Below are 21,709 nucleotides of genomic sequence, written 5' to 3'. Positions count from 1 at the left end.
GAGGCGCCGCCGCGGGCCGCGGGCCACGTTGCCGCGTGCCGCGTGCCGCGTCGATCGACGCCTCACCCGCGCGGGCGGTCGTCGCCTTTCGCTGGCGGCGCCGGCGCCTCGGCCGCCTCGTGTCCCGCCGCCTCGGCGATCGGGAGCGTGAAGTAGAACCGGGCGCCCTGCCCGACCTCGCTCTCCACCCAGATGCGGCCGCCGTGCGCGTCGACGATCCCCTTGGCGATGTAGAGCCCCAGGCCGGTGCCCTTCTTCCCGGGCGTCTCGTCCTTCCAGAACCGCTCGAAGATGCTCGTGAGGTTCTGGGAGGGGATCCCTGGCCCCGAGTCGAGGACCGCGAAGCGGGCCATCGCCCCGTCCCGGTCCACCGAGAGGGTCACCTGGCCGCTCTGGGGCGTGAATTTCAGCGCGTTCCCGACGAGGTTCGACAGCACCTGGAGCACGCGCTCCCACTCCGCGCGGATCACGAGCCCGGGCTCCTTCAGGGACTGCTCGAACCGGACCTGCTTCGACTCGGAGAGCGGCCCGAACATCTCCATGGTCTCGTGCAGGAGGTCCTCCACCGCGCACGGCTTCGGCGTCACCGAGAACGTGGAGGCTTGCATCGTCGTCACGTCGAGCATGGTCCTGATGAGGTGCTCCATCCGCAGGGAGACGTGCTCGATCGACTCCGCTTGCTGCCGTGTCCGCTCGGAGTCGGCTCCCCTCCGCAGCAGCGCGGCCTTCAGCGCGATGGCGCCGAGCGGGTTGCGCAGATCGTGGGCCACGATGCCCATGAGCTCGTCGCGGGCCGCCAGCGCCAGGCGCGCGGCGTCGCGCGCCTCCCGCGCCTTGTGGTACGGGCCGCCGAGGAGCTTCGTGAAGTACCAGGCGATCCCCAGGCCGGCCACGACCAGCAAGCCCAGCAGGCCATCGAGCCACACCTCCAGCCGGGCTCGCTCCGCCTTCGCGTCGTCGTAGAGCTGCTTGAGGAGGGCTTGCTTGTGGTCGACGAGGCGGGCGAGGGAGCCCTCGAGATCGCGGTGAAGCGGCCTCAGCTCCTCATCGAACCGACGCACGAGCTCGCCCACTTCCTCGGTCCGCTGCCGGGCGGCGAGCAGCTCTTCCTGCGTCCGGACGAGGCGCCTGGCCGCCTGCTCGACCTCGGCCACCCGCTGGAGACCGGTCGGGCTGAGCGCATGGTCGCGGAGCGCCCTGACGTGCTCGCCGAAGCGCGCCCTGGCGATCTTCGCCTGCTCGAGGAGCTCCGGATCGCCGGAGATGAGGTAGCCCCTGCCCTCGGACACGATGAGCTCGCTGCTCCACCCGAGCCGCTCCACGAGCGTGATCTCGTGCTCTTTGGCGCGTAGCCGATCGATCTGAGCCTCGGCCACGGACGAGAAGCGCCGCACCGAGAACGCCATGCCGAGCGCCAGGAGCAGGGTGAGGATGGCGTAGCCCATCCTCGCCGTGGCCTCGAAGCTCGTCCGCGTCGGCATGACCGAAGTTCCGTCCTCTCGACGGGCGTCGGCGGATCCGTGGGGCTGAGCCACTCCGCGAAGGCTAGGCCGCGTTGCACGAAGAGCAAGGCGCCCCGGCGCCACACAGCACGGCAGGACGCGCTCCGGCGGCGAGCGGGAGCGTGGCAGGACAACGCGCGACGAGCAGGGCGGCTCGTCGTGTCAGGGCTCGACTTGTCGGGGGACGAGGAGCGCCTCGAGGCCGCCAGCGGATGACAAGCAAGCGTTCCTCGGTGTAAAGAGTGTGCGTCATGACGGAGCGAGCGGCGAACCGGGTTCGCGAGCGGCGCGAGGCGCGCGGGCTGTCCCAGGTGGCGCTCGCCGAGCGCGCCCGCCTCACGAGGCAGAGCGTGGGCGCCATCGAGGCGGGCCGCGCGACCCCGGCGGTCGACGTCGCGCTGCGCCTCGCGAGCGCCCTCGACTGCTCGGTCGAGGACCTCTTCGGGGAGCCGAGCGCGGCGGCGGATCTCGCGACCGAGACCGACGCTCCGGCGGCGCTGGGCCGCGCTGCGGTCGCGCGCATCGCGGATCGCTGGGTCTCCTACCCGCTCGAGCGGGACGCGGTGCGGATGGCGGCGGACGGCATCGTGACCGGCGAGCGGCGCGGGAGGGCCGTCGTCGAGCCTCTCCGGGCGCTCGCCGAGGTCGAGGAGAACGTCGTCGTGATGGGCTGCGCGGCCGGCCTCGGGCTGCTCGCCGACCGCCTCAACACGAGGCCCGGGCCGGGGCGGTTCCTCTGGTTCCCCCGCTCGAGCACCGCGGCCCTCCAGGCGCTGGCCCGGCAGCGGACCCACGTCGCGGGCGTGCACCTCGTCGACGCGCGCACCGGCGAGGCGAACGTCGCCGACGTCCGCCGGCTCGGGCACGCCGATCCGATCGTCCTCATCACGCTGGCGCGCTGGGAGGCGGGCCTCATCGTTCGCCGCGAGGACGCGGACCGCATCCGCGGCGCGGCCGACCTCGGCCTCCCCGGCCTGCGCCTCGCCGGCCGCGAGGCGGGCGCCGGCGCCCAGCGGCTCCTCGAGCGCGAGGTGCGCGGCCACGGGCTGCCGCTCGAGCTCGCCCGCAGGCCGCACCTGCGGGTCGCCGGCCACCTCGACGTCGCGCGCGCCGTGGCGATGGGCGCGGCGGACACCGGCGTCGCGACGCGCGACGCGGCGATGGCGTTCGGGCTCGGCTTCGTGCCCCTGGCCGAGGAGCGTTACGACCTCGCGGTCCCGCGCGAGGGGCTCGACGACGGCAGGGTGCAGCGCCTGCTCGACGTCCTCGTCTCAGGGGAGTTCCGCCGCGAGCTCTCGGCGCTCGCCTACGACGCTCGCCGGGCGGGCGAGCGGGTCGCCGAGGTGCGAGCGGCATGACCGCGCGACCCGAGCCATGGCACGACGGACCCCAGGAGTCTCCCGGATGAAGTACCCCCGACGACAGCTGTTGCGAGCCCTCCCCCTCCTGATCCTCGCGGCGTGCCTCGCCGTCCTCGGCGGCTGCGAGCGCTCGGAGCCGGCGTCCGCCCAGCGAGAGGACAAGCTCGTCGTCTTCGCCGCCGCCTCCCTCCGGGACGTGTTCACCGCGCTGGGAGAGGACTTCAAGCGCTCCTATCCGGGCGTCGAGGTCACGTTCAACTTCGCCGGCACGCAGGAGCTCCGCACGCAGCTCGAGCACGGCGCCGCGGCCGACGTGTTCGCCTCGGCGGATCAGCGCCACATGGACGAGCTCGTGAAATCCCAGCGCGCCGCGGGCCCCGTCGTCTTCGCGCGCAACGAGCCCGTCCTCGTCGTCGCGAGCGAGAGCGCCGCGACCGTCCGGGGGCTCGCCGACCTCCCCGCCGCGGCGCGCATCGTCATCGGCACGCCCGAGGTCCCGATCGGCCGTTATACGCAGCAGATCCTCGATCGCGCGTCGGCCTCCCTTGGCGCGGATTTCCGCGCGCGCGTGGAGTCCAAGGTCGCCTCGCGCGAGCCGAACGTGCGGCAGGTGCTCGCCAAGGTGCGCCTCGGTGAAGCGCAGGCGGGCGTGGTCTACCGGACGGACGCGCAGGCGGCGCAGGACGGCGTGGTCGTCGTGGCGATCCCGCCCGAGGTCAACGTCATCGCCGAGTACCCGATCGCCGTCGTGTCCGGCGCCGCGCACCCCGGGCTCGCGCGCGCGTGGGTCGACCTCGTGACCTCGGAGGCCGGCCGGACGGCGCTGTGGCGCGCCGGGTTCCTCGTGCCTTCCGGGAGCGGCGCGCCTCGGTGAGCGGGCGCCTTTGCGCGGAGCGGGTCGCCCTGGCCGCGGTCGGCGCGGTCCTCGTGGCCTTCCTGGCCGTCCCGATCCTGGCCTTGTTTGCGATGGCCACGGCGGGGGACGTCGAGCAGGGGCTCCGCCACCCCCTCGTGTGGCCCGCGCTGCGCCTGAGCCTCCTGACGACCTCCGCGAGCCTCGCCGTCGTGGTCGTCCTGGGGACGCCGCTCTCCTGGACGCTCGCGCGCTCGCGCGGGCGGCTCTCGCGCGCTGTCGAGGCGGTGGTGCAGCTGCCCATCGTCATCCCGCCCGCTGTCGCGGGCGTCGCGCTGCTGCTCGCGTTCGGCCGCCGCGGGCTCCTCGCCGGATGGCTCTACCCCGCGGGGTGGTCCGTTTCGTTCACGACGACGGCGGTCGTCGTCGCCGAGGTGTTCGTCTCGGCGCCGTTCTTCGTGCAGGCGGCGATCAGCGCGTTTCGGAGGGTCGATCCGAGGCTCCTCGTGGTCGCGCGGACCTTCGGCGCGTCGCCGCTCCGGGTGTTCTTCCGCGTGGCGCTGCCGCTCTCGGCCCCTGGGCTCGCCGCGGGGGCCGCGATGAGCTGGGCCCGCTCCCTCGGCGAGTTCGGCGCGACGCTCATGTTCGCCGGCAACCTGGAGGGGCGGACGCAGACGCTGCCGCTCGCCATCTACACGGCGCTCGAGTCCGAGCTGCGCGCCGCGCAGGCGCTGTCGATGGTCCTCGTCGTCGTGGCGTTCACGCTGCTCCTGTTCGTGCGGGCCGTGCTGCGGCGCTCCACCGAGCGCCCCGAGGCGGCGCCGTGATGGCCGCGGAGCGCCTCCGCGCCCGCGTGACCGCGCGCGTCGGGCGCCTGCGCATCGACGCCGATCTCGACACCGGCGACGGCTCGCTCGTCCTGGTGGGGCCGAACGGCGCCGGGAAGACGACCTTGCTCTCGCTCCTCCTCGGCGTCTTGCCCGTGGAGCGAGGGCGCGTGGAGGTCGGCGATGCCGTGCTCCTCGACACGGCGGCCGGGATCGACGTGCCCGTCGAGCAGCGCGGGATCGGCTATGTGCCCCAGGACTACGCGCTGTTCCCGCACCTCAGCGTCCGTGAGAACGTCGAGTTCGCGGTGAGGAGCGCTCCCTCACGGCGGAGGCGCGCGGCCGACGCCGAGGTCGTCGACGCCATGCTCGACGAGCTCGGCATCGCCGCGCACGCCCGCCGGCGGACGCAGGCGCTCTCCGGAGGCGAGAAGCAGCGCGTGGCGCTCGCGCGCGCGCTCTCCGTGGGCCCGCGGGCGCTGCTCCTCGACGAGCCGCTCGCCGCGCTCGACGTCCACTCGCGCCGCGAGGTCCGGGCGTTCCTCTCGGACTACCTGCGAACGCTCGCCCTGCCCACCGTCGTCGTCACGCACGACGCGACGGACGCGCGGCTCCTGGGAGATCGCATCGCCGTCCTCGAGGCAGGGCGCGTGACGCAGGCCGGCACCTGGGAGGAGCTCTCCGCCCGACCGGCGTCGCCCTTCGTCGAGGAGTTCGTCGCCGCGGCGCGCAGCAGCGGCGATTCGCCGCGCTCCAGGAGCGCGGATTCAGCCTGAGAATTCAGCAAGGAGCAGCGAAGACCCTCTTTCACGGCCGGATCCCCGTCGCGAGGCCATCCGCCAGTCGACCCCTGTGCGATTTTATTGAAAATGAGAATCATTCGCGTTACCGTCTCGCTCGGGAGGTCGACTTGTCAAACCCGAAGGACTGTCGTCACGAAACCCTCGCATACAACGGTGTCGCGCACGTCCAGCGGTGCCTGGACTGCGGGGGTATCTCGATTCACCTCGGCCCCGTCTCCGTGCGGCTCGACGATTCCAGCCTGGAGGCGCTGTGGGTCGTGCTCGGAGAGGCCGCCGCGGAGCTCCACGCGCGGAGGACGACCGAGGTGATGAACGTCGTGAGGCGAGGTGTCGCGTGAGGGCCCAGGCGCTCGCGCGCGCGTCCTCGACGGCTCGTCCGCTGGGCGGGCCCTGGGGGACGTTCAGCGCGCGGGTCCGGGCGCTCGCGTGCGCGGCCATGGGGCGTTTTGGCCGGTGGGTCGCCGTGGCCGGATGCGCGGCGATGTTCGGCTTCGTCGGCGCGTTCGTCGCCCTGAGCGCCGGCTGGATCGAGTGGCCTGGCTACCTGGTGGTGGTGTGCGGGTCGCTGCTCACGTACGCCGCCTGCCTCGCGGTCGGGCACGCCGCTGATCCGGTCGCGCTGCGGCGCCGGCACGGCGCCTCGCGCGCGTCAGCGCTCGACGCCGGCAGCGCTGCAGTCCTTGCAGATCCCGAGCAGCTCGTGGACGTGGCCCGTCAAGCGGAAGCCGAATCTCTCCGCGACATCGCGCTGAAGAACCTCGATCGCCTCGAACTCGAACTCCACGACCTTGCCGCAGCGTGTGCAGATCAGATGGTCGTGATGTTCACGCTCGAACGCTCGCTCGTACCGCGCGCCGTCCCCCTTCGACACGAGCGTCATCTGGAGGAGCCCCGCTTCGACCAGGAGCGGTAGGACCCGGTACACCGTGGCGGGGTGGGCATCGACGACGCCGCTCTCGCGGAGCTCCTTCAGCAGGTCGTCGACCGAGAAGTGGCCTCGCCGCAGGAGCGCAGCGCGCGCGATGGCGTCGCGGACCGACGACCCCTTCAGGCCGCGCTGCCGCACCGTGCGCCGCAGCCGCTCCAGCGCCCTTTCGAGGCCGGCCTCGTCGAGCGCGGGCGGCTGGGTCACATGACGCACGCGGGGAACTATACGAACCGTTCGCAAGATGGTCAACGCTGGCCCGGCACCTCGCGGAGCTTCGGTCAGGACTTCGCCGATAAGCCGCTCTCTTATAGCGTTTCCCGTTTCCGCGGCGGAGGCGACGGCTCCTCGACCATCCGACGCAGGCGCTCGAGCGCGCGATCCCAGCCTGCGGAGATCCCGTCGAGGAACACGCGGGCTTCCTCGATCCGCCGCGGCTCGAGCGCGTAGAGGACCTCGCGCCCGCGCCGCTCGTGCGTCACGAGGCCCGCGCCCTCGAGCACCCGGAGGTGCTTCACGATCGCCTGTCGCGTCACCTTCGCTCCGTCGGAGAGCGCGGTCGCCGACAGCGCTCCTCCGGCCCCGAGCCTGGTCACCACCGACAGCCGCGTCCCGTCGCCGAGGGCGAAGAAGACATCAGCGACCGCCGGTTCACACGCCTTCGACATACTTCGCGATGTTCTCGGCCTGAGCGGCCCATCCCCCCTCGTTCATGCGGAACGCGCGCTCGCGTCGATGCGCTGGCACACGGTCGAAGCCGGACTCCACGATGGTGAGCAGCGTGCCTTCAGCGACCCCCTCGAGGCGGAACTCGACGAGCGTCGTCGGCTCGTTGTCCAGGTCGGCCTCGGCGTCGATGCCATACGGGATCCAGCGAAAGCTGAAGTACCGCTCCGGTTCGATGCGCTCCACCGTGCAGAACACAGCGCCCTTCTCGGGGAGCTTCACCTTCGAAGGCCGGAGACCGCGGCTCTTCTGGTAGTCGATGATGGCGGCTTCATTGAGCTCCTCATCGAAGATGCCGGTGAGCGTCTTGCCGGCGGCGAACTCCCCCACCAGCTCGACGCCGAACCAGCGCCCGAACTCCCGGGCGTCGGCGATCGCTCGCCACACGCGTGACACGGGCGCGCGCAGCGTGACCCGCTTCTCGATCCTGTCCGTCGATGCCATGTGCAACCTCCTGGATGCACAATAAAGGGCCGCACCACGAAGTGCAACCAATTGATTGCACTTCGACCTTCACTTGACTTCCGGGCATCGATCCACAACCATACGGTTGTGGATTCGCTGAGCACGACGCTGGCCGCCCTGAGCGACGCCACCCGGCGCGCGATCCTCGTGCGGCTCAAGACGGGGCCTGCGTCGGTGCACGAGCTGGCGCAGCCGTTTCAGATCTCGCAACAGGCCATCTCCAAGCACCTGGCAACCCTGGAACGAGCGGGCCTGATCGAGAAGCGGCGCGACGGGCGGCAGCACGTTTGCCAGCTCAACCCCGCGCCGATGCGCGAGGTGGCGACCTGGGTCGAGCAGTACCGGCAGCACTGGGAGGACGCGTTCGACCGGCTGGACGACCTCCTGCACGAGCTGAATCCGCCGAAGAAAGGGTGATCACGTCAACATGCAATCTCCTCGAGTCCCTCATGAGCCCACGGTCCTCATCGAGCGCACGTTCGATTTTCCGCGGGACGTGGTGTTCGATGCGTGGACGAACCCCGACCTGCTCGCGCGCTGGTTCGCGCCGCGGGGGTGCACCATCCGCTTCGCGCGGATCGACATCCGGCCGGGAGGAGGCTTCCACTCGTGCATCCACAACCCGCAGTTCGGCGATTGCTGGACCATCGGTGTCTATCGCGAGGTCGCGCGGCCGGAGCGGCTCACGTTCACCATGCGCATCGCTGACGCGAACGGGAATCCCGCCTCGTCCGAGAGCCAGGGCCACGATCGGGACTGGCCGGAGGAGACGCTCGTGTCGATCACCTTCACCGAGCGAAACGGGCGGACGCTCGTGAGGCTCGAGCAGAACGTGAGCGAGGCGCTCGCTCGCCGGACCGGCGCGCACCCGAGCTGGCTCCAGATGCTGGACGCGCTCGGCGAAGAGCTGGCGAGGGGCGCGAAGAGACCCGGCCAGAACACCGTTCAGGTTGATCTTGCGGCAATTTCGGGCGCTCCGACGGAAGGCTCGACGGTGTCGCCGGACCATGATTGCTAGCAGACACGAACCGCTTGAAGACACGCGAAGCAGCGAGGCCGCCATGACGACGCCGATCCTCTACGCCCACCCCTTCTCATCCTACTCCCAGAAGGCCTTCATCGCCTTCTACGAAAAGGACGTCCCTTTCGAGCTGCGTGTGCTGGAGCCTTCCAATCCGCAGGCCGGCGCGGAGCTGGCGGCGATCTGGCCGCTCGGCAAGTTCCCCGTGCTCAGGGTCGGCGACCTCAGCCTGTGGGAGGCGACCATCGTGGTCGAGTGGCTCGACCAGGCTCATCCGGACCCTGCCCGCCTGATCCCGCCCGATCCGGCCGCCGCGCTCCAGGTGCGGAAATTCGACCGCATCTTCGACAACTACGTCATGAATACGATGCAGGTGATCGTGAACAACCGCATCCGCGAGATGCAGTCCAACCCGCGCGACGAGTACGGGGAGGTTCTGGCCCGCGCCACCCTGGACAAGGTCTACGCCTGGCTCGACGGTGAGCTCGCCGGCCGCACCTGGGCGACAGGCGAGGCCTTCACCCTCGCCGACTGCGCCGCCGCCCCGTCGCTGTTCTACGCCGACTGGGTCCACCCCTTCGACGGCCACCCGAACCTCCGCGCCTACTACCGCCGCCTGCGTGAGCGCCCGTCCGTCGATCGCGCTGTGGAGGGCGGCCGACCCTACCGCCACTACTTCCCGGGCGGCGCGCCGACCGATCGCGACTAGAATACCTATCACGTTGCTCAGGCGAGAAATGAACCGCCAAGGCGCCACAAGACGCCATAAGAATAACAAAATACCTTGGCGTCTCATGGCGCCTTGGCGTTCAAAATTCTGCGCTTTTCAGGCAGTTTCACCCCGTTTGTCCCTCTAGACGGCGCCTGGCGCTTCAGCCCGCGGAAGGGTCGTCGAGGTTCTCCACCACCCTTCGCAACGTCGCCATCAGCGCGGCGCGCTCCCGCTCGCTCACGCCCGACATCGCGCGCTCGACCACCCGCTGCATCGCGCTCATCACCGCGGGAAGGCGGGCCTTGGCCTTGGCCGTGAGCGACACCCGACGTGCGCGGCCGTCGACAGGGTCGGGCGCGCGCACGATCAGCCCGTCGCGCTCCATCCGGCCGAGGAGCGCCGCCATCGTCGGCTGCTCGACGTGGGCGCGCTCGAGGAGATCCCTTTGCAGGAGAGGACCGTTCTCCTCGAGGGCGATGATCACCGGGAGGTAGGCCATCCCGAACCCGAGAGGGCGGAGCTGCTCCTCGAAATGGCGCATGATCAACCGCGAGGCGTGGTTGATCCAGAAGGTGGGCACGGACTCGGGCGCCCACGCGGGGCCTCCCTTGACTTTCATAGCATGCGATATACATGGGTGGTGTCCCGAAGGCAACAGCAACCCGAACCCCGGAAGACCGCATGTCATCCACGACCAGCGCCTACTTCGACCGCGCCTATCGCCGCCCCCTCACCCTGTGGGGAGATATTCGGATCCCTCCTGAGATCGCCGCGCTCGTGCGCCGAGGAGCGCCGAACGGCGTGCTCGATCTCGGGTGCGGCGTCGGCCGCTTCTCGCGCTACGTCGCCCAGCAGGGGCTCCGCGTCACCGGCGTCGATTTCTCCCCGGTCGCCATCGCCAAGGCGCGCGCCCGCGTGGCCGCGGACGAGGTCCGGCCGGACTTCCTCGTCGGCGACGTGACGAAGCTGGACGCGCTCACCGGCCCCTTCGATCTGTCGTTCGACGTCGGCTGCTTCCATTGCCTCGACGCGACCCAGCAGGGCCTCTATGTATCGGAGATCTCCCGCCTCCTCGCGCCGGGCGGCACCCACCTGATCTGGGCGCTGGACGCGGCGCCGGCCGGCATCCCGCTCGACGCCGCCGCCGTGGAGACGACGTTCGCTCCTCGCTTCGAGCTGCGCGACGCCAAGGCGAGCCGCCGGCGCCTTCTCCGATCGCACTGGTACTGGCTGGTCCGTTCGGCGGAGTAGCTCGCGTCGCCCGGATACATAGCACGCTATTGATGGAAAGACTCCCGGGATCACCGTCATCACCAGCGCCCAGCGGCGTTCACGCGAGGGCGGGCGCAGCGACGCTTGACAGCCCAGGACGACCGTCCTACGAGATCGACTCTCCGCGGCTGCGACAGCGGCCATCCGGCGAGGCGACGCTGTGAGCAACCCGACGACGCGCGCTCAGATCGTTCGAGTCGACGAGCGGCTCGGGTTCCTGCGAGGCGACGCGCCATGAGCGCCGCGACGATCGTGGGGCCCGACGGCCGAGCGCGTTGCCGCTGGTCCGGCGCAGCGCCGGAGTTCATCGACTATCACGATCTCGAGTGGGGGTTTCCTGTCGGCGACGATCGCCGCCTGTTCGAGAAGCTGAGCCTCGAGGGCTTCCAGTCCGGGTTGAGCTGGCGCACCATCCTCGCCAAGCGTGAGAGCTTCCGCGCGGTGTTCCACGGCTTCGACTTCGACAAGGTCGCTCGCTTCACCGGGCGGGACGTCGAGCGGCTCCTCGGAGACGCGCGGATCATCCGCCACCGCGGCAAGATCGAGGCCGTCATCCACAACGCGCGATGCGCCAGAGAGCTCGTCGAGCGAGAGGGCTCGCTGGCGGCGTTCCTCTGGCGCTACGAGCCCCGAGCGGAGCAGCTCGCGCCCCCGCAGACCGTATCGACCTCGCCGGAGTCGGTCGCCCTCTCGAAGGACCTGAAGAAGCTCGGCTGGAAGTTCGTCGGCCCCACGACGGTGTACGCGTTCATGCAGGCGATGGGGCTGGTGAACGATCACGTCGAGGGCTGCGTCATCCGAGGAGAAGTCGAGCGGTCGCGCGAGCGATTCAAGCGTCCCCGCGCTGACGGCTCGAGCAGCGGCTAGCCCGCGCGCGCGTAGTGACTGGGAGGCTGGCCCACGTGTCGACTGAACGCCGTGCTGAAGGTGCTCGCCGAGCCGTAGCCGACGCGCGCGGCGACCTCGGCGATCCCGAGGTCGTGGCGGCGGAGCAGATCCCTCGCGACGGCCATGCGCAGGGCGAGCAGGTATTCCATCGGCGGCAGGCCGACGGTGCGGGTGAAGCGCTCGAAGAACGTCGAGCGCGAGAGCGCCGCCGTCTTCGCGAGCTCGGCCATCGTCCACGAGCGCGAGAGCTGGCCGTGCATGTGTCGTATCGCCGGCGCGAGCCGCGCATCGGCCAGCCCGCGCAGGAGCCCCGGAGGCGCGTCGTCACCTGAGGTCGACCGCAGCGCCTCGATGAGCATCACCTCCACGAGCCGTGTGAGCACGAGGTCGCGACCCGCCTTCTGCTCGTTCGACTCCTCGCCGACGAGCCGCACCAGCACCGAGAGCCGCTCGACGCCGCGCACGTGCACGAGCGCCGGCAGCAGCGACACCATGAGCGCCGCGTCCGGCGCGTCGAAGACGAAATAGCCGCCGAGCAGCCGCGCGTCGGGGCGTCCGCCGCGCGTGCCGTGGCGGACTTCGCCCGTCGGCGCGGGCGCGATCTTGGGGTCGATGCGCTCTGGCTTCACCGGATCGAAGCCCGACAGCGTGAAGCCCGGCGTCGCCGGCAGGAGCACGAAATCACCTGCCTCCAGCATGACGGCGCGCTGACCGTCGACAGCGAGACGGCAGCTGCCCTCGAGCACGGCAGAGAAGCTCGGTTGGCCGAAATCCGAGTAGCGAACCCCCCAGCGGCCGGCTCCGCTGATGACCTTCGAGAACACGGCGCGCGGCTGGAGCAGCGCGATGACTTCGGAGAGAGGGTCGCTCACGTCCGGACTCTAACAAACGAAATACGGACTGTACATCATAGATCGTCCGGCGTGCCGCGACTACTTTACCCCCATCAACGCCGCGCGCGCCGCGGCAGAGGGGTTTACATGAAGGCGACGGTTGGATTTCATGGCGAGTCTCGCGGGGAGGTGATGCGATGAAGACGGTGCTCATCACGGGTTGTTCTTCTGGCTATGGCCTCGAGACGGCGCGCCATTTCCACGCGCAGGGCTGGAACGTGGTCGCGACCATGCGCACGCCGCGCGAGGGCGTCCTGAGCCGCTCGGACCGGCTGCGCGTGGTCGCGCTCGATGTGACGAAGCCCGAGAGCATCGCGGCCGCGCTCGAGGAGAGCGGGCCCATCGACGTGCTCGTCAACAACGCGGGTATCGGGCTCATGGGCGCCTTCGAGGTCACGCCGATGACCACGGTGCGCGACGTGTTCGAGACCAACACCTTCGGCGTGATGGCGATGACGCAGGCCGTGCTGCCCCAGCTCCGCGCGCGCAGGTCGGGGGTGATCGTGAACGTGACCTCGAGCGCGACGCTGGCGCCCATGCCGCTGGTGGCCGTGTACACGGCGAGCAAGGTGGCCATCGAAGGGTTCACCGCGTCGCTCGCGTTCGAGCTCGAGGAGTTCAATGTGCGCGTGAAGCTCGTCGAGCCGGGCTATGGCCCGAGCACGAGCTTCACGAGCAACGGGGGGGCCCGCATGCAGGGGCTGATCCCCGAGGCGTACGCGCCCTTCGCACAGCGCATCTTCGCATCTCTCGGGCAACCGTCCGCGGTGACGAGGGAGTCCGACGTGGCCGAGGTCGTCTGGCGCGCCGCGAACGACGCGACGGGGAAGCTCCGTTTTCCGGCCGGCCCCGACGCGCTGGCGCTGGCTCGATCGACATAGGCACCGTCGACGGGACGCGGGGGATCGTCGCGCGCCGCGACCGGAGCGCCCTCGTCGCGCGCTCCTTCTCGCCCGCGGCGCCATCTGCTCGAGCGCTGTTCATGTGCCCATCCCCCCACCGTCATGGTCGCGGTGCGAGCCAGCGCGCAGCGTGCTGACGGTCCCGGCGCCCAGGGTCAGCAGGGCGCCGATACCGAGGCCGATGCGCGGCGCGGCCTCGAGCGGCGTGAGCGTGAAGAGCAAGGTCATGACGACGGCGCCTGCCGTCTGGCCGGCCAGCCGCGCGGTGCCCTGCATGCCGCCCGCGGCGGCGCTCCGCGCGCGCGGCGCCGCGAGGAACATGTTGCGGTTGTTCGGCACCTGGAACAGGCCAAAGCCTGCGCCGCACAGCGCCACGAACGGCACCAGCGAAAGCGCGCTGCCGTGCGCCGGCATCAGCGCGAGCGCAGCGAGCCCCAGCGCGAGACACACCGCGCCCGTCGCGCACAGCCAGGCCGTGGAGATGCGGTTGGCGAGGCGGCCCGCGACGGGCGCCACGATGGCCACGCTCAGCGGCCAGGGGGTGATCAGCAGTCCGGTGGTCAGGGCCTCTTGGCCGAAGCCGTGCCGCAGATAGAAGGGCAGCGCGACAAGCGCCGAGGCCTGTCCCGCGAAGCACGCGACCGACGCGATCACGGAGATGCGAAATGATCGGCTGCGCAGCAGGTCGAGCGGCACCAGGGGCGCCTCCTTCGGCAGCTCGCGGCGGAGCAACAGCGCCGCGCTCAGGACGGATGCGGCAAGCAAGCCTACCCCGAGCGCTGGCTTTGCCGGCAGCTGCTCCGCGCCCGCGATGAGCGCGCCGAAGGCCCCCGCGTTCAGCGCCATGCTTGTCGCGTCCAGCGCTCGCGCCGCGCCGGGGACGTCGGGGAGGCCGCGCGTGGCGAGCAGCACCGCCACGCCGAGCGGAAGATTGACGGCGAACAGCCAGGGCCAGCTTGCGCTGGAGAGCAGCACGGCGCCGACCGTGGGCGCTGCGGCAGAGGAAAGCGCCACGGCGAGCGCGTTCCAGCCGATGGCGGCTGCCAGCTGCGCCTGCGGAACCACGAAGCGCAGCAACGCCACCCCGAGCGCCATCACGGCGGCGCCCCCGAGCCCCTGCAAAAAGCGCGCAGCGACCAGCCAGTGGAGCGATGGCGCTAGGGCACACAGCAACGACGCGCCCGTGAACAGCCCGACGCCCGCCGTGAACACGGCGCGATAGCCCAGGCGCTCGCCCAGCGCGGCGCACGGCAACAGCGCCATCACCAGCCCGAGCTGGTAGGCGCTGACGACGCGCACCGACACGGCGGGCGTCACCTGGAATGCGTGCGCGAGCACGGGCAGCGCCACGTTGGCGATGCCTGCGGAGAGCACCACGAGCACCATGGCCGCGAGCACGCACGCAATCGCCTCCGTGCGCGCCGGGCCGCGCACGCTGGAAGCCGCCTGATCGGGCGCCTCGCGCGGCAGGGGCGCGCCCGCGATCGAGGTGCGCAGCGCCATCATGTTCCCACCGTCCAGACGCCGTTGCGCTCGACATAGCGGGTGACGCGCCGCGCGACCTGATCTTCCTGTTTGAGATCGCGCTCGGTGAAACGGAACAGCAGCGCCGGGCCGGAAACGCAGCGCGTGTCGTGGATGTCCCCCGGCAAGAACAGCTGCGCCTGCCCGGCGCGCAACAGCGTCTCGTCACGCTTGACCAGCTGGACGCCGGCTCCGGTCTCGACGCGAGCGTAGGTCGACATCGCGATCTCTCCGCGCTGAAGGGCGTAGATCACCCAGCTGCGACCGTGGTCGTGCGGCGGGCGGTAGAGCCCGGCCTGCTCGGTGTGGGCCTGAAGCACGAAGCCGTCCTTCGCATCCCGGTAGAGCTCCCTGGACGCGGGCGCCTCCTCGTGCAGCGCCGCGAGCCAGGGCTCGGCAGCGTGCGACTTCGCCAGCTGTTCCAGGTGATCGCGACAGCTGGCGACCAGATCGCTGCTGAGCGGTCCCCAGCTGGCGCGGGTGCGATGGATGAACAGTTCAAGGGCGTTCTCGGTCATGGGTGGCCTCCGGCTCGGCTCGAATCGACGTGATCCGCGCTTCGAGGTCCAAGCTAGGACGCCGGCACGGATTGCGGAACGTGCAACGGATGCAATCTACCTTTGCGTTTGACGCCATGGTTCGCCCCGGCCTCTGCTAGCCTGGCGGCATGGCGCTGCCCGACCTGAACCTGCTCGTGACGCTCGACGTGCTGCTCACGGAAGGCAGCGTCACCGGCGCGGCCCGACGCCTGCGCCTGAGCCCCTCGGCGATGAGCCGTGCGCTCGCGCGCCTGCGGGAGACCCTGGGAGACCCTCTGCTGGTGCGCGCTGGACGCGGCCTGGTGCCGACCCCGCGCGCGCTCGAGCTGCGCGAGCGCGTGAGCCACCTGGTGCAGGGCGTCGAGGCCGTCCTGCGCCCTGCCGAGAAGCTCGACCTGAAGCGCCTGGCGCGCACCTTCACGCTGCGCACCAGCGAGGGCTTCGTCGAGAGCTTCGGTCCAGCCCTGATCGAGCGCGCCGGCGCCCAGGCGCCAGGCGTCCGGCTGCGCTTCGTGGCCAAGCCCGACAAGGACAGCGCGCCGCTGCGCACTGGCGCCGTCGACCTCGAGACGGGCGTCGTCGACGAAGACACGAGCCCCGAGCTGCGCACCCAGGCGCTGTTCCGCGACCGCTTCATCGGCGTCGTGCGAAGCGACCACCCCCTCAGCCGCGCGAAGATCACGCCCGCGAGCTACGCCGCCGGACGCCACGTCGTGTTCTCACGGCGCGGCGTGGCCAAGGGGCGCATCGACGAGAACCTGGCGGCGCTCGGTCTTGCGCGCGAGGTGGTGACCATCGTCGGCGGGTTCGCGACTGCGATCGCCCTGGCGCGCGCGACCGATCTGATCGCCACCGTTCCGGAGCACCACACAAGGAGCCTGCGCGAAGGCCTGTTCAGCTTCGCGCTGCCCTTCGCCGCGCCGGAGATCACCGTCTCGTTGCTGTGGCACCCGAGGCTGGACGCAGACCCCGCTCACCGCTGGTTGCGCGACAGCGTGCGGGAGGTCGTGGCAGGCGGGGAAGAGACGGTGGCGCGGAACAGGCGTACTGGGCAGCGCCGCGAGCCACGGAAGAGGCGAAGGGGCTAGCGCCGCCCTTCAGCTTTGACGATGACCTAGTACTACAGCCGTACTTGGTCCGAGGTGCGGCTGTAGGCATCAAAATCGTCGAGAAATCCCTGTCCGTCCGCCCGCCTACAGCCGCAGATGGGCCGCAAGTACGGCTGTAGTACTAGGGCTTTACCCCTGTGGCCCGGCGGCCAGGCTGGCGGTGTCGATGACGAAGCGATACTTGACGTCGCTTTTGAGCATCCGCTCGTACGCCTGTTCGATCCGCTGGATCGGAATCACCTCGATGTCGGCGACGATCCCCTTCTCCGCGCAGAAATCGAGCATCTCCTGCGTCTCGGCGATGCCGCCGATCGTCGACCCGGCGATCGTCCTGCGCTTGAGCACGAGGTTGAAGACGGCGGGCGACGGGTGGGCGTCCTTCGGCACGCCCACGAGCACCAGGGCGCCGTCCCGCCTGAGCAGCCGCGTAAAGGCGTCGAGGTCGTGGCTCACCGCGACCGTGTCCAGGATCATGTCGAAGCTGTCGGCGTGAGCGTCCATCTCGCTCGCGTTGCGCGACACCACCACCTCGTCCGCGCCGAGGGCCTTGGCGTCCTGCCGCTTCGACTCCGACGTCGTGAACGCGACGGTGTGCGCGCCCATCGCGTGGGCGAGCTTGACGCCCATGTGGCCGAGCCCGCCGATGCCCACCACGCCGATCTTCTTGCCGGGCCCGGCGTTCCAGTGCCGGAGCGGCGAATAGGTGGTGATGCCGGCGCAGAGCAGCGGGGCGACGGCCGCCAGCTGATCCTCGCGATGGGTGATCTTCACCACGTACCTGTCGTTGACGACGATCCGCTGGGAGTAGCCGCCCAGCGTGTGCCCGGGGGCGTCCGGGGTCGGAGAGTTGTAGGTGAGCGTCATGCCCCTCTCGCAGTACTGCTCGAGGTGTTCGGCGCAGGACGCGCAGCGACCGCAGCTGTCGACGATGCAACCGACGCCGACCAGCTCGCCCTTCTTGAAGCGAGATACCTGGGCACCCACAGCGGACACCCGCCCCACGATCTCGTGCCCAGGAACGCACGGATAGAGCGTGCCCGCCCATTCACCTCGGACGGTGTGCAGGTCCGAGTGGCAGACGCCGCAGTAGGCGATGTCGATCTGCACATCGTGGTCGCCCGGGGCGCGACGAAAGATGTCGAGCGCCTCGAGCGGCTTGTCGGCGGCATGGGCACCAAAGGCTTTCACGGTCATCTTTTACTCCTGGAAGAGCTTGAGCTTCTGGAAGAGGAGGGTCGGCCCTGCTCGCTCGTTGGCTGCCGGGCCACGTGCGGCACTATAATGCGCCCGGCGTTGACGGTGAACCAGTGCGCCAAACGGGCCGAAGTCCCAACAAATCCGCCAATTTACGAGCCGGCGTGCACAGCAGCAGCATGCCTGTCGATCGACGCACCGGGGGCCCTGGGGCGCGGTGGGCCATGAAACCGGGCGGTTTCGCGGGGTTTTAACCCGTTCGGTGTTTCAGGCGACGCAGTACCAGGTCTGCTGGAGTACCTGCTCCCCTCCCCTCGGGCGTTCCACCCGGTCGACGAGGGCCGCCCCCCTCGTCCGAGCTGGATGGGATCGCATCGGGTCGAAGGGGGCCGCATCGGGTCGGAGGGGGCCTCGTCCCGGTCCGATTCTGTGACGGCCGCGGGAAACGCCCCGTAATTCTGAGCATGAGCCCTTCTCGTCCTCCGGCCGCCCCGGTCCAGCACGGCGCCTGGACATCCATGCACGCACCCGCCGTTCACGTCCTCCCGGGCATGCTCCGGTTCCTCGGCGTCACCGATACGACTCGACCTCAAGAAGCTGACGCTGGTTGCGGACACGCTCGACGGCGCGGTGCCGAGCGGCCGCATCGGGAGCGGACTGGAAGCGCGCAGACGAGTGAGCGACGCAGGCCCGCGGCGCTCTCTACGCGGACACTGTTCACGCGCGCATCGTGCTGGCCGAGCGCCGAACGCACGTGGAAACGAGACCTCGGCGGCGTCTCGTCCTCGAGCTCGAGGAGCGGCTCGCGAGGCGCCGGGCCGCGTCTCCTTGCGACGCCTGAATGCCCCTCATACGCGGTCGCTGGCGATGCGCCCGTCGACGATCTCGATCACGCGTTCGCACTGCTCCGCGATGCGCGGATCGTGCGTGACGACGAGGAACGTCGTGCCGAGCTCGCGGTTGAAGCGGCGCATCAACGCGAAGACCTCGGCCGACGACTCGGTGTCGAGGTTCCCTGTCGGCTCGTCGGCGAGGACGAGCGGCGGTCGGCGCGACAGCGCGCGCGCGATGGCCACGCGTTGCTGCTGGCCGCCCGAGAGGGCGGTCGCCCTGAAGTTCATCCGATCGGCGAGCCCCACCGCTCTAAGCAGCTCGGCCGCGCGCGCCTTCATGGTCGACGAAGGGAATCCCTCGTCGCCCCAGGCGGGCAGCATCACGTTCTCGAGCGCGGTGAACATCGGCAAGAGGTGATGGAACTGGAACACGAAGCCGAGCGTCCGCGCGCGAAGCCGGGTGAGGCTCGCCTCGTCGAGCCCCGTCGTGTCCTTGCCGTCGACCACCACGCGCCCGCGCGTCGGCCGGTCGAGCAGGCCGATGATGTTGAGCAGAGTGCTCTTGCCGGAGCCGGACGGACCGATCAGCGCGGCGAACTCGCCCCTCTCGAGCCGGAGATCGACTCCGTCGAGCGCGCGCGAGACGACGGCCTGGCCGTATTCCTTCACCACGCCTTCGACGACGAGCAGCGGATCAGCCATTGCGGATCGCCAACGCCGGATCGAGCCTCGAGGCGCGCCGGGCGGGGAGCACGGCGGCGAGGAGCCCCACGCCGACCGCGAGGGCGGTCGCGAGCACGAAGAGCTCGAGATCGAGCTGCACGGGAAACTTCGGGGCGCCGTCGGGCCCGCGCACGAGGCCCTCGAAGAGCTTCGACAGGAGCGCCCCGAGCGCCGATCCGACGAACGACCCGAGGAGCCCGAGGACCGCGCCCTGGATCAGGAAGATGCGCAGGACGCGGCCCCGCGGCGTGCCGACCGCGCGGAGGATGCCTATCTCGCGCGACTTCTGGACGACCGACACGATGAGCACACTCGCGATTCCCAGCGCGACCGCGAGGACGACGAAGAACTGGATCATGCTCTTCGAGCTGCTTTGCGCCGAGAGGCCGGTGAGCAGCTCGGCGTTGATCTTCATCCAGCTGTCCGCCTTCAGCCCCGTCCTCCCGCGCAGCTCGCCCGCGACGGCCTCGGCGGCGAACACGTCGGCGACCTTGAGCTCGATCGAGGTCGCGCCGCCGGGGAGCGCATAGAGCGTCTGCGCCCTGCGGAGCGACGTGATCACCCAGGTCTTGTCGACCGCCTCGTTGCCGAGCGAGAAGACGCCCGTGATCGCGACGACATCGTCGATCCCTTCGGTGGTCGTGATCCGGATCTTGTCGCCGACCCCGACGCCGAGCTCGTTCGCGAGCACGACACCGATGACCGCGTCGCCCCCGGCGACGTCGAACCGGCCCGCGCGCATGCGCTTCCGGACGTCGATGATCGCGAGGAAGCGCTCCGGATCGACGCCGCGCACGACGATGGCGTTCTTCGCCTCGGCGCGGACGGCAAAGCCGGCGCCCACGATCGCCGCCGACGCGGCGACGACGCCGGCGGTGCGCTCCGCGTCGGCCATGACGAGCGGCCACTGGTCGATGGAGCGAAGGCGCTGCGGCGCGGGCTGCACGGAGCGCGCGACGGCGAGATCGTTCGAGGGGTCGACGAGCGGGCGCGCCGCTTCGCGCTGCACCTGCAACGTGATGTGCGGCTGCGAGCCGAGCGTCTTGTCGATGAGCGACACCTGAAGGCCGTTGATCAGCGCGGAGAGGAAGACAATGACGCTCACGCCCACCGACACCGCCGCGAGGATCAGCGCGGTCTGCCCCTTCGCGTCGCGCAGGTAACGGAGCGCCACGAACCATTCGAACGGCATCTCAATCGAGCTCCGTGCGCACGCGCTGGCCCGGCGCATGGACCCGTCCGTCGGGCAACACAACGACGCTCCCCTCGCCGAGGCCCTCGACGACCTCGACGGCGCCCTCTCCGCGGATGCCCAGCTTCACGTCCTTGCGCACGAGGCGATCGCCCTCGACGGCGAACAGCCAAGGCGCCGACGTCGCCGCGTCGCGCACGGCGTCGCTCGGAACGACGAGCGCACTCTCGCGCCGAGCGACCGAGAGATCGATGGATACGGTCATGTCGGGCAAGAGAAAGGCTGGCGCGCTCGGCACCGCGAGGCGCACCTCGACACTGCCTCTCTGCGGATCGATGGAAGGCGCGATATAGCTCACCTCGGCGTCGAACAGCTGTTGCGGATATGCGTCCGCGGAAGCGCGCGCCTTCTGCCCCAGCGCGATCCACGCGAGGTTCCGCTCATCGGGCTGGAAGACGAGCTGCGGGCTCCCGTCCGCGGCGAGCACCATCAACGTTCGCGCCGGCTGCACGACGTCGCCGGGCTCCACGGAGCGCGTGAGCACGACGCCGTCCTGATGCGCCACGATCCGCGTCTGCGCGAGGCGAACGGTCGCGCCGACGTGCTGCGCCTGCGCCTGGAGGAGCGCGGTCAGCGCGACGCGGGAGTCCGCGCCCATCGGCGTCGACGCGATACGTTGCGCCTCCGCCGCGACCTTTTGCGCGCGCGCGAGCTCGACGCTGTGCTGGGCGTTGTCGAGCTCGGCTTGAGCGACCGCGCCCGACGCCGAGAGCTCTCGCACCCGCGCGAGCTCGACCTCGGCACGCTCGAGGTTCGTCTCCGCTTGACGGAGCGCCTCCGTCGCGACGATCGCGCCGACGCGGCGGAGCTGCTCGACGCGCGCGCTCGCCTGGTCGACGGCGGCCTTCGCCTGCGACACCGCCGCGCGCGCCTCGGCGTCGTCGATCTGCACGAGGAGATCGCCCGCCTTCACGCGTTGCCCCTCGATCGCGCCGACCGCGACGACGAGGCCCGGGACCTGCGCCGCGACCTGAACGCGCGTCGGCACCCTCACCCGTCCGCTCGCGACGACGCGCTGCTCGAGCTCCTTTCGAGCGGCCACGGCGACCTTCACCTTGGGTCCACGCGCGCGCACCGCCACCACGATCGTGGAGGCCGCGAGCAACGCGATCAGGAGCCAGAGCCCAGGGCGCCGTAAGAGCGTCCTCATTTGCCGAACCGTTTACCACCAAACCGACGCGGCCTGTGAGGCCCGTCATGCGGAACGTTGGCGCAGGAGAAAAGACGGAGCCCCCGCCGGAGGCCCGCTTGCCCATCGCTCGAGGTTCCGGCCCGGGAGGGCGGAGCGTGGGTCAAGGGCGGCGCAGCCGGCTCGCGTCGCGAGCGCACCCTTGACCCGCGCGAGCACTCCCGGATGCTGACTGCGCGCTGGGCCGACTTCACCG

The 21,709-nt window shown here is 70.5% G+C and carries 24 protein-coding genes; 12 read left to right on the top strand and 12 right to left on the bottom strand.

Annotated elements, in window-relative coordinates; genetic code table 11:
* Positions 1-62: 62 nt before the first annotated feature.
* Positions 63-1,481 (bottom strand): sensor histidine kinase, encoded by a 1,419-nt coding sequence (locus tag POL72_RS33345; RefSeq protein ID WP_272100788.1) that lies wholly within the window; start codon positions 1,479-1,481, stop codon positions 63-65.
* 272 nt (positions 1,482-1,753) lie between these two features.
* On the opposite strand from POL72_RS33345, the gene POL72_RS33340 reads away from it, so the two are divergent.
* From POL72_RS33340 to POL72_RS33320, 5 genes are all read left to right on the top strand, one after another.
* Positions 1,754-2,860 carry an XRE family transcriptional regulator gene (locus POL72_RS33340; protein WP_272100786.1) on the top strand — a complete coding sequence of 369 codons (1,107 nt, stop codon included), beginning with the start codon at positions 1,754-1,756 and terminating at the stop codon, positions 2,858-2,860.
* Between the two features lie 46 nt (positions 2,861-2,906).
* The gene (gene modA, locus POL72_RS33335) at positions 2,907-3,737 is read left to right on the top strand and encodes a molybdate ABC transporter substrate-binding protein (RefSeq protein WP_272100784.1); all 831 of its coding nucleotides are present in this window, start codon (positions 2,907-2,909) and stop codon (positions 3,735-3,737) included.
* A complete protein-coding gene (locus tag POL72_RS33330; RefSeq protein ID WP_272100782.1) occupies positions 3,734-4,543 on the top strand; it encodes an ABC transporter permease in 810 nt (269 codons plus the stop codon). Before modA ends, POL72_RS33330 begins: the two co-directional genes overlap by 4 nt.
* The gene (locus POL72_RS33325) at positions 4,543-5,319 is read left to right on the top strand and encodes an ABC transporter ATP-binding protein (RefSeq protein ID WP_272100780.1); all 777 of its coding nucleotides are present in this window, start codon (positions 4,543-4,545) and stop codon (positions 5,317-5,319) included. The genes POL72_RS33330 and POL72_RS33325 overlap by 1 nt, the downstream gene beginning before the upstream one ends.
* A gap of 134 nt (positions 5,320-5,453) precedes the next feature.
* The gene (locus tag POL72_RS33320) at positions 5,454-5,684 is read left to right on the top strand and encodes a hypothetical protein (RefSeq protein ID WP_272100778.1); all 231 of its coding nucleotides are present in this window, start codon (positions 5,454-5,456) and stop codon (positions 5,682-5,684) included.
* A 311-nt stretch (positions 5,685-5,995) separates the two neighbouring features.
* On the opposite strand, the gene POL72_RS33315 is transcribed toward POL72_RS33320, so the two are convergent.
* The 3 genes from POL72_RS33315 to POL72_RS33305 form a co-directional block, all read right to left on the bottom strand.
* Positions 5,996-6,487 carry a Fur family transcriptional regulator gene (locus POL72_RS33315; protein ID WP_272100776.1) on the bottom strand — a complete coding sequence of 164 codons (492 nt, stop codon included), beginning with the start codon at positions 6,485-6,487 and terminating at the stop codon, positions 5,996-5,998.
* A 92-nt stretch (positions 6,488-6,579) separates the two neighbouring features.
* A complete protein-coding gene (locus POL72_RS33310; RefSeq protein ID WP_272100774.1) occupies positions 6,580-6,939 on the bottom strand; it encodes an ArsR/SmtB family transcription factor in 360 nt (119 codons plus the stop codon).
* Entirely contained in the window at positions 6,923-7,441 is a 519-nt protein-coding gene (locus POL72_RS33305) for an SRPBCC family protein (RefSeq protein ID WP_272100772.1), read from the bottom strand. The genes POL72_RS33310 and POL72_RS33305 overlap by 17 nt, the downstream gene beginning before the upstream one ends.
* Before the next feature lie 108 nt (positions 7,442-7,549).
* Between POL72_RS33305 and POL72_RS33300 the strand changes: the two genes are divergently transcribed.
* From POL72_RS33300 to POL72_RS33290, 3 genes are read left to right on the top strand one after another with little or no spacing between them, the layout of a single operon-like run.
* On the top strand, positions 7,550-7,879 hold the full coding sequence (locus POL72_RS33300) for an ArsR/SmtB family transcription factor (RefSeq protein ID WP_272100770.1): 330 nt from the start codon (positions 7,550-7,552) through the stop codon (positions 7,877-7,879).
* 10 nt (positions 7,880-7,889) lie between these two features.
* A complete protein-coding gene (locus POL72_RS33295; RefSeq protein ID WP_272100768.1) occupies positions 7,890-8,480 on the top strand; it encodes an SRPBCC family protein in 591 nt (196 codons plus the stop codon).
* Positions 8,481-8,523: 43 nt separating this feature from the next.
* The gene (locus POL72_RS33290; protein ID WP_272100766.1) at positions 8,524-9,192 is read left to right on the top strand and encodes a glutathione S-transferase family protein; all 669 of its coding nucleotides are present in this window, start codon (positions 8,524-8,526) and stop codon (positions 9,190-9,192) included.
* Between the two features lie 163 nt (positions 9,193-9,355).
* Here POL72_RS33290 and POL72_RS33285 read toward each other — a convergent pair whose 3' ends face one another.
* Complete coding sequence (locus POL72_RS33285; protein WP_272100764.1) at positions 9,356-9,814, bottom strand: MarR family winged helix-turn-helix transcriptional regulator; 459 nt, start codon at positions 9,812-9,814, stop codon at positions 9,356-9,358.
* A gap of 62 nt (positions 9,815-9,876) precedes the next feature.
* Here POL72_RS33285 and POL72_RS33280 point away from each other — a divergent pair, with 62 nt between their 5' ends.
* Entirely contained in the window at positions 9,877-10,446 is a 570-nt protein-coding gene (locus POL72_RS33280) for a class I SAM-dependent methyltransferase (RefSeq protein WP_272100762.1), read from the top strand.
* Positions 10,447-10,701: 255 nt separating this feature from the next.
* On the top strand, positions 10,702-11,334 hold the full coding sequence (locus tag POL72_RS33275) for a DNA-3-methyladenine glycosylase I (protein WP_272100760.1): 633 nt from the start codon (positions 10,702-10,704) through the stop codon (positions 11,332-11,334).
* On the opposite strand, the gene POL72_RS51385 is transcribed toward POL72_RS33275, so the two are convergent.
* Positions 11,331-12,227 (bottom strand): AraC family transcriptional regulator, encoded by an 897-nt coding sequence (locus POL72_RS51385; protein ID WP_272100758.1) that lies wholly within the window; start codon positions 12,225-12,227, stop codon positions 11,331-11,333. The genes POL72_RS33275 and POL72_RS51385 overlap by 4 nt on opposite strands.
* 158 nt (positions 12,228-12,385) lie before the next feature.
* On the opposite strand from POL72_RS51385, the gene POL72_RS33265 reads away from it, so the two are divergent.
* Positions 12,386-13,129, top strand: coding sequence for an SDR family oxidoreductase (locus POL72_RS33265; RefSeq protein WP_272100756.1), 744 nt, complete (start codon positions 12,386-12,388; stop codon positions 13,127-13,129).
* A gap of 99 nt (positions 13,130-13,228) precedes the next feature.
* On the opposite strand, the gene POL72_RS33260 is transcribed toward POL72_RS33265, so the two are convergent.
* The gene (locus POL72_RS33260; RefSeq protein WP_272100754.1) at positions 13,229-14,656 is read right to left on the bottom strand and encodes an MFS transporter; all 1,428 of its coding nucleotides are present in this window, start codon (positions 14,654-14,656) and stop codon (positions 13,229-13,231) included.
* Positions 14,653-15,192 (bottom strand): cupin domain-containing protein, encoded by a 540-nt coding sequence (locus POL72_RS33255; RefSeq protein WP_272100752.1) that lies wholly within the window; start codon positions 15,190-15,192, stop codon positions 14,653-14,655. Before POL72_RS33255 ends, POL72_RS33260 begins: the two co-directional genes overlap by 4 nt.
* Positions 15,193-15,341: 149 nt before the next feature.
* Between POL72_RS33255 and POL72_RS33250 the strand changes: the two genes are divergently transcribed.
* Positions 15,342-16,301: a LysR family transcriptional regulator gene (locus POL72_RS33250; RefSeq protein WP_272100751.1), complete on the top strand. Its 960-nt coding sequence runs from the start codon at positions 15,342-15,344 to the stop codon at positions 16,299-16,301.
* A 150-nt stretch (positions 16,302-16,451) separates the two neighbouring features.
* Here POL72_RS33250 and POL72_RS33245 read toward each other — a convergent pair whose 3' ends face one another.
* From POL72_RS33245 to POL72_RS33230, 4 genes are all read right to left on the bottom strand, one after another.
* On the bottom strand, positions 16,452-17,516 hold the full coding sequence (locus POL72_RS33245; protein ID WP_272100749.1) for an NAD(P)-dependent alcohol dehydrogenase: 1,065 nt from the start codon (positions 17,514-17,516) through the stop codon (positions 16,452-16,454).
* An 848-nt stretch (positions 17,517-18,364) separates the two neighbouring features.
* Positions 18,365-19,051, bottom strand: coding sequence for an ABC transporter ATP-binding protein (locus POL72_RS33240; protein WP_272100748.1), 687 nt, complete (start codon positions 19,049-19,051; stop codon positions 18,365-18,367).
* Positions 19,044-20,264, bottom strand: a complete 1,221-nt coding sequence (locus POL72_RS33235) for an ABC transporter permease (RefSeq protein ID WP_272100746.1) — start codon at positions 20,262-20,264, stop codon at positions 19,044-19,046. Before POL72_RS33235 ends, POL72_RS33240 begins: the two co-directional genes overlap by 8 nt.
* 1 nt (position 20,265) lies before the next feature.
* Positions 20,266-21,474, bottom strand: a complete 1,209-nt coding sequence (locus POL72_RS33230) for an efflux RND transporter periplasmic adaptor subunit (protein ID WP_272100744.1) — start codon at positions 21,472-21,474, stop codon at positions 20,266-20,268.
* Positions 21,475-21,709: the final 235 nt, after the last annotated feature.

This window comes from Sorangium aterium, assembly GCF_028368935.1.
Lineage (GTDB): Bacteria > Myxococcota_A > Polyangia > Polyangiales > Polyangiaceae > Sorangium > Sorangium atrum.
The sequence above is the reverse complement of the archived record's forward strand: the minus strand, read 5'-3'. Positions and strand labels throughout refer to the sequence as shown.

Excerpts from the sequence above, each read along its gene's own strand:
- POL72_RS33345 (WP_272100788.1), bottom strand. The coding sequence starts at position 1,481 with ATGCCGACGCGGACGAGCTTCGAGGCCACGGCGAGGATGGGCTACGCC.
- POL72_RS33340 (WP_272100786.1), top strand. The coding sequence starts at position 1,754 with ATGACGGAGCGAGCGGCGAACCGGGTTCGCGAGCGGCGCGAGGCGCGC.
- modA (WP_272100784.1), top strand. The coding sequence starts at position 2,907 with ATGAAGTACCCCCGACGACAGCTGTTGCGAGCCCTCCCCCTCCTGATC.
- POL72_RS33325 (WP_272100780.1), top strand. The coding sequence starts at position 4,543 with ATGGCCGCGGAGCGCCTCCGCGCCCGCGTGACCGCGCGCGTCGGGCGC.
- POL72_RS33310 (WP_272100774.1), bottom strand. The coding sequence starts at position 6,939 with ATGTCGAAGGCGTGTGAACCGGCGGTCGCTGATGTCTTCTTCGCCCTC.
- POL72_RS33305 (WP_272100772.1), bottom strand. The coding sequence starts at position 7,441 with ATGGCATCGACGGACAGGATCGAGAAGCGGGTCACGCTGCGCGCGCCC.
- POL72_RS33295 (WP_272100768.1), top strand. The coding sequence starts at position 7,890 with ATGCAATCTCCTCGAGTCCCTCATGAGCCCACGGTCCTCATCGAGCGC.
- POL72_RS33290 (WP_272100766.1), top strand. The coding sequence starts at position 8,524 with ATGACGACGCCGATCCTCTACGCCCACCCCTTCTCATCCTACTCCCAG.
- POL72_RS33285 (WP_272100764.1), bottom strand. The coding sequence starts at position 9,814 with ATGAAAGTCAAGGGAGGCCCCGCGTGGGCGCCCGAGTCCGTGCCCACC.
- POL72_RS33280 (WP_272100762.1), top strand. The coding sequence starts at position 9,877 with ATGTCATCCACGACCAGCGCCTACTTCGACCGCGCCTATCGCCGCCCC.
- POL72_RS33275 (WP_272100760.1), top strand. The coding sequence starts at position 10,702 with ATGAGCGCCGCGACGATCGTGGGGCCCGACGGCCGAGCGCGTTGCCGC.
- POL72_RS33265 (WP_272100756.1), top strand. The coding sequence starts at position 12,386 with ATGAAGACGGTGCTCATCACGGGTTGTTCTTCTGGCTATGGCCTCGAG.
- POL72_RS33260 (WP_272100754.1), bottom strand. The coding sequence starts at position 14,656 with ATGATGGCGCTGCGCACCTCGATCGCGGGCGCGCCCCTGCCGCGCGAG.
- POL72_RS33255 (WP_272100752.1), bottom strand. The coding sequence starts at position 15,192 with ATGACCGAGAACGCCCTTGAACTGTTCATCCATCGCACCCGCGCCAGC.
- POL72_RS33250 (WP_272100751.1), top strand. The coding sequence starts at position 15,342 with ATGGCGCTGCCCGACCTGAACCTGCTCGTGACGCTCGACGTGCTGCTC.
- POL72_RS33245 (WP_272100749.1), bottom strand. The coding sequence starts at position 17,516 with ATGACCGTGAAAGCCTTTGGTGCCCATGCCGCCGACAAGCCGCTCGAG.
- POL72_RS33240 (WP_272100748.1), bottom strand. The coding sequence starts at position 19,051 with ATGGCTGATCCGCTGCTCGTCGTCGAAGGCGTGGTGAAGGAATACGGC.
- POL72_RS33235 (WP_272100746.1), bottom strand. The coding sequence starts at position 20,264 with ATGCCGTTCGAATGGTTCGTGGCGCTCCGTTACCTGCGCGACGCGAAG.
- POL72_RS33230 (WP_272100744.1), bottom strand. The coding sequence starts at position 21,474 with ATGAGGACGCTCTTACGGCGCCCTGGGCTCTGGCTCCTGATCGCGTTG.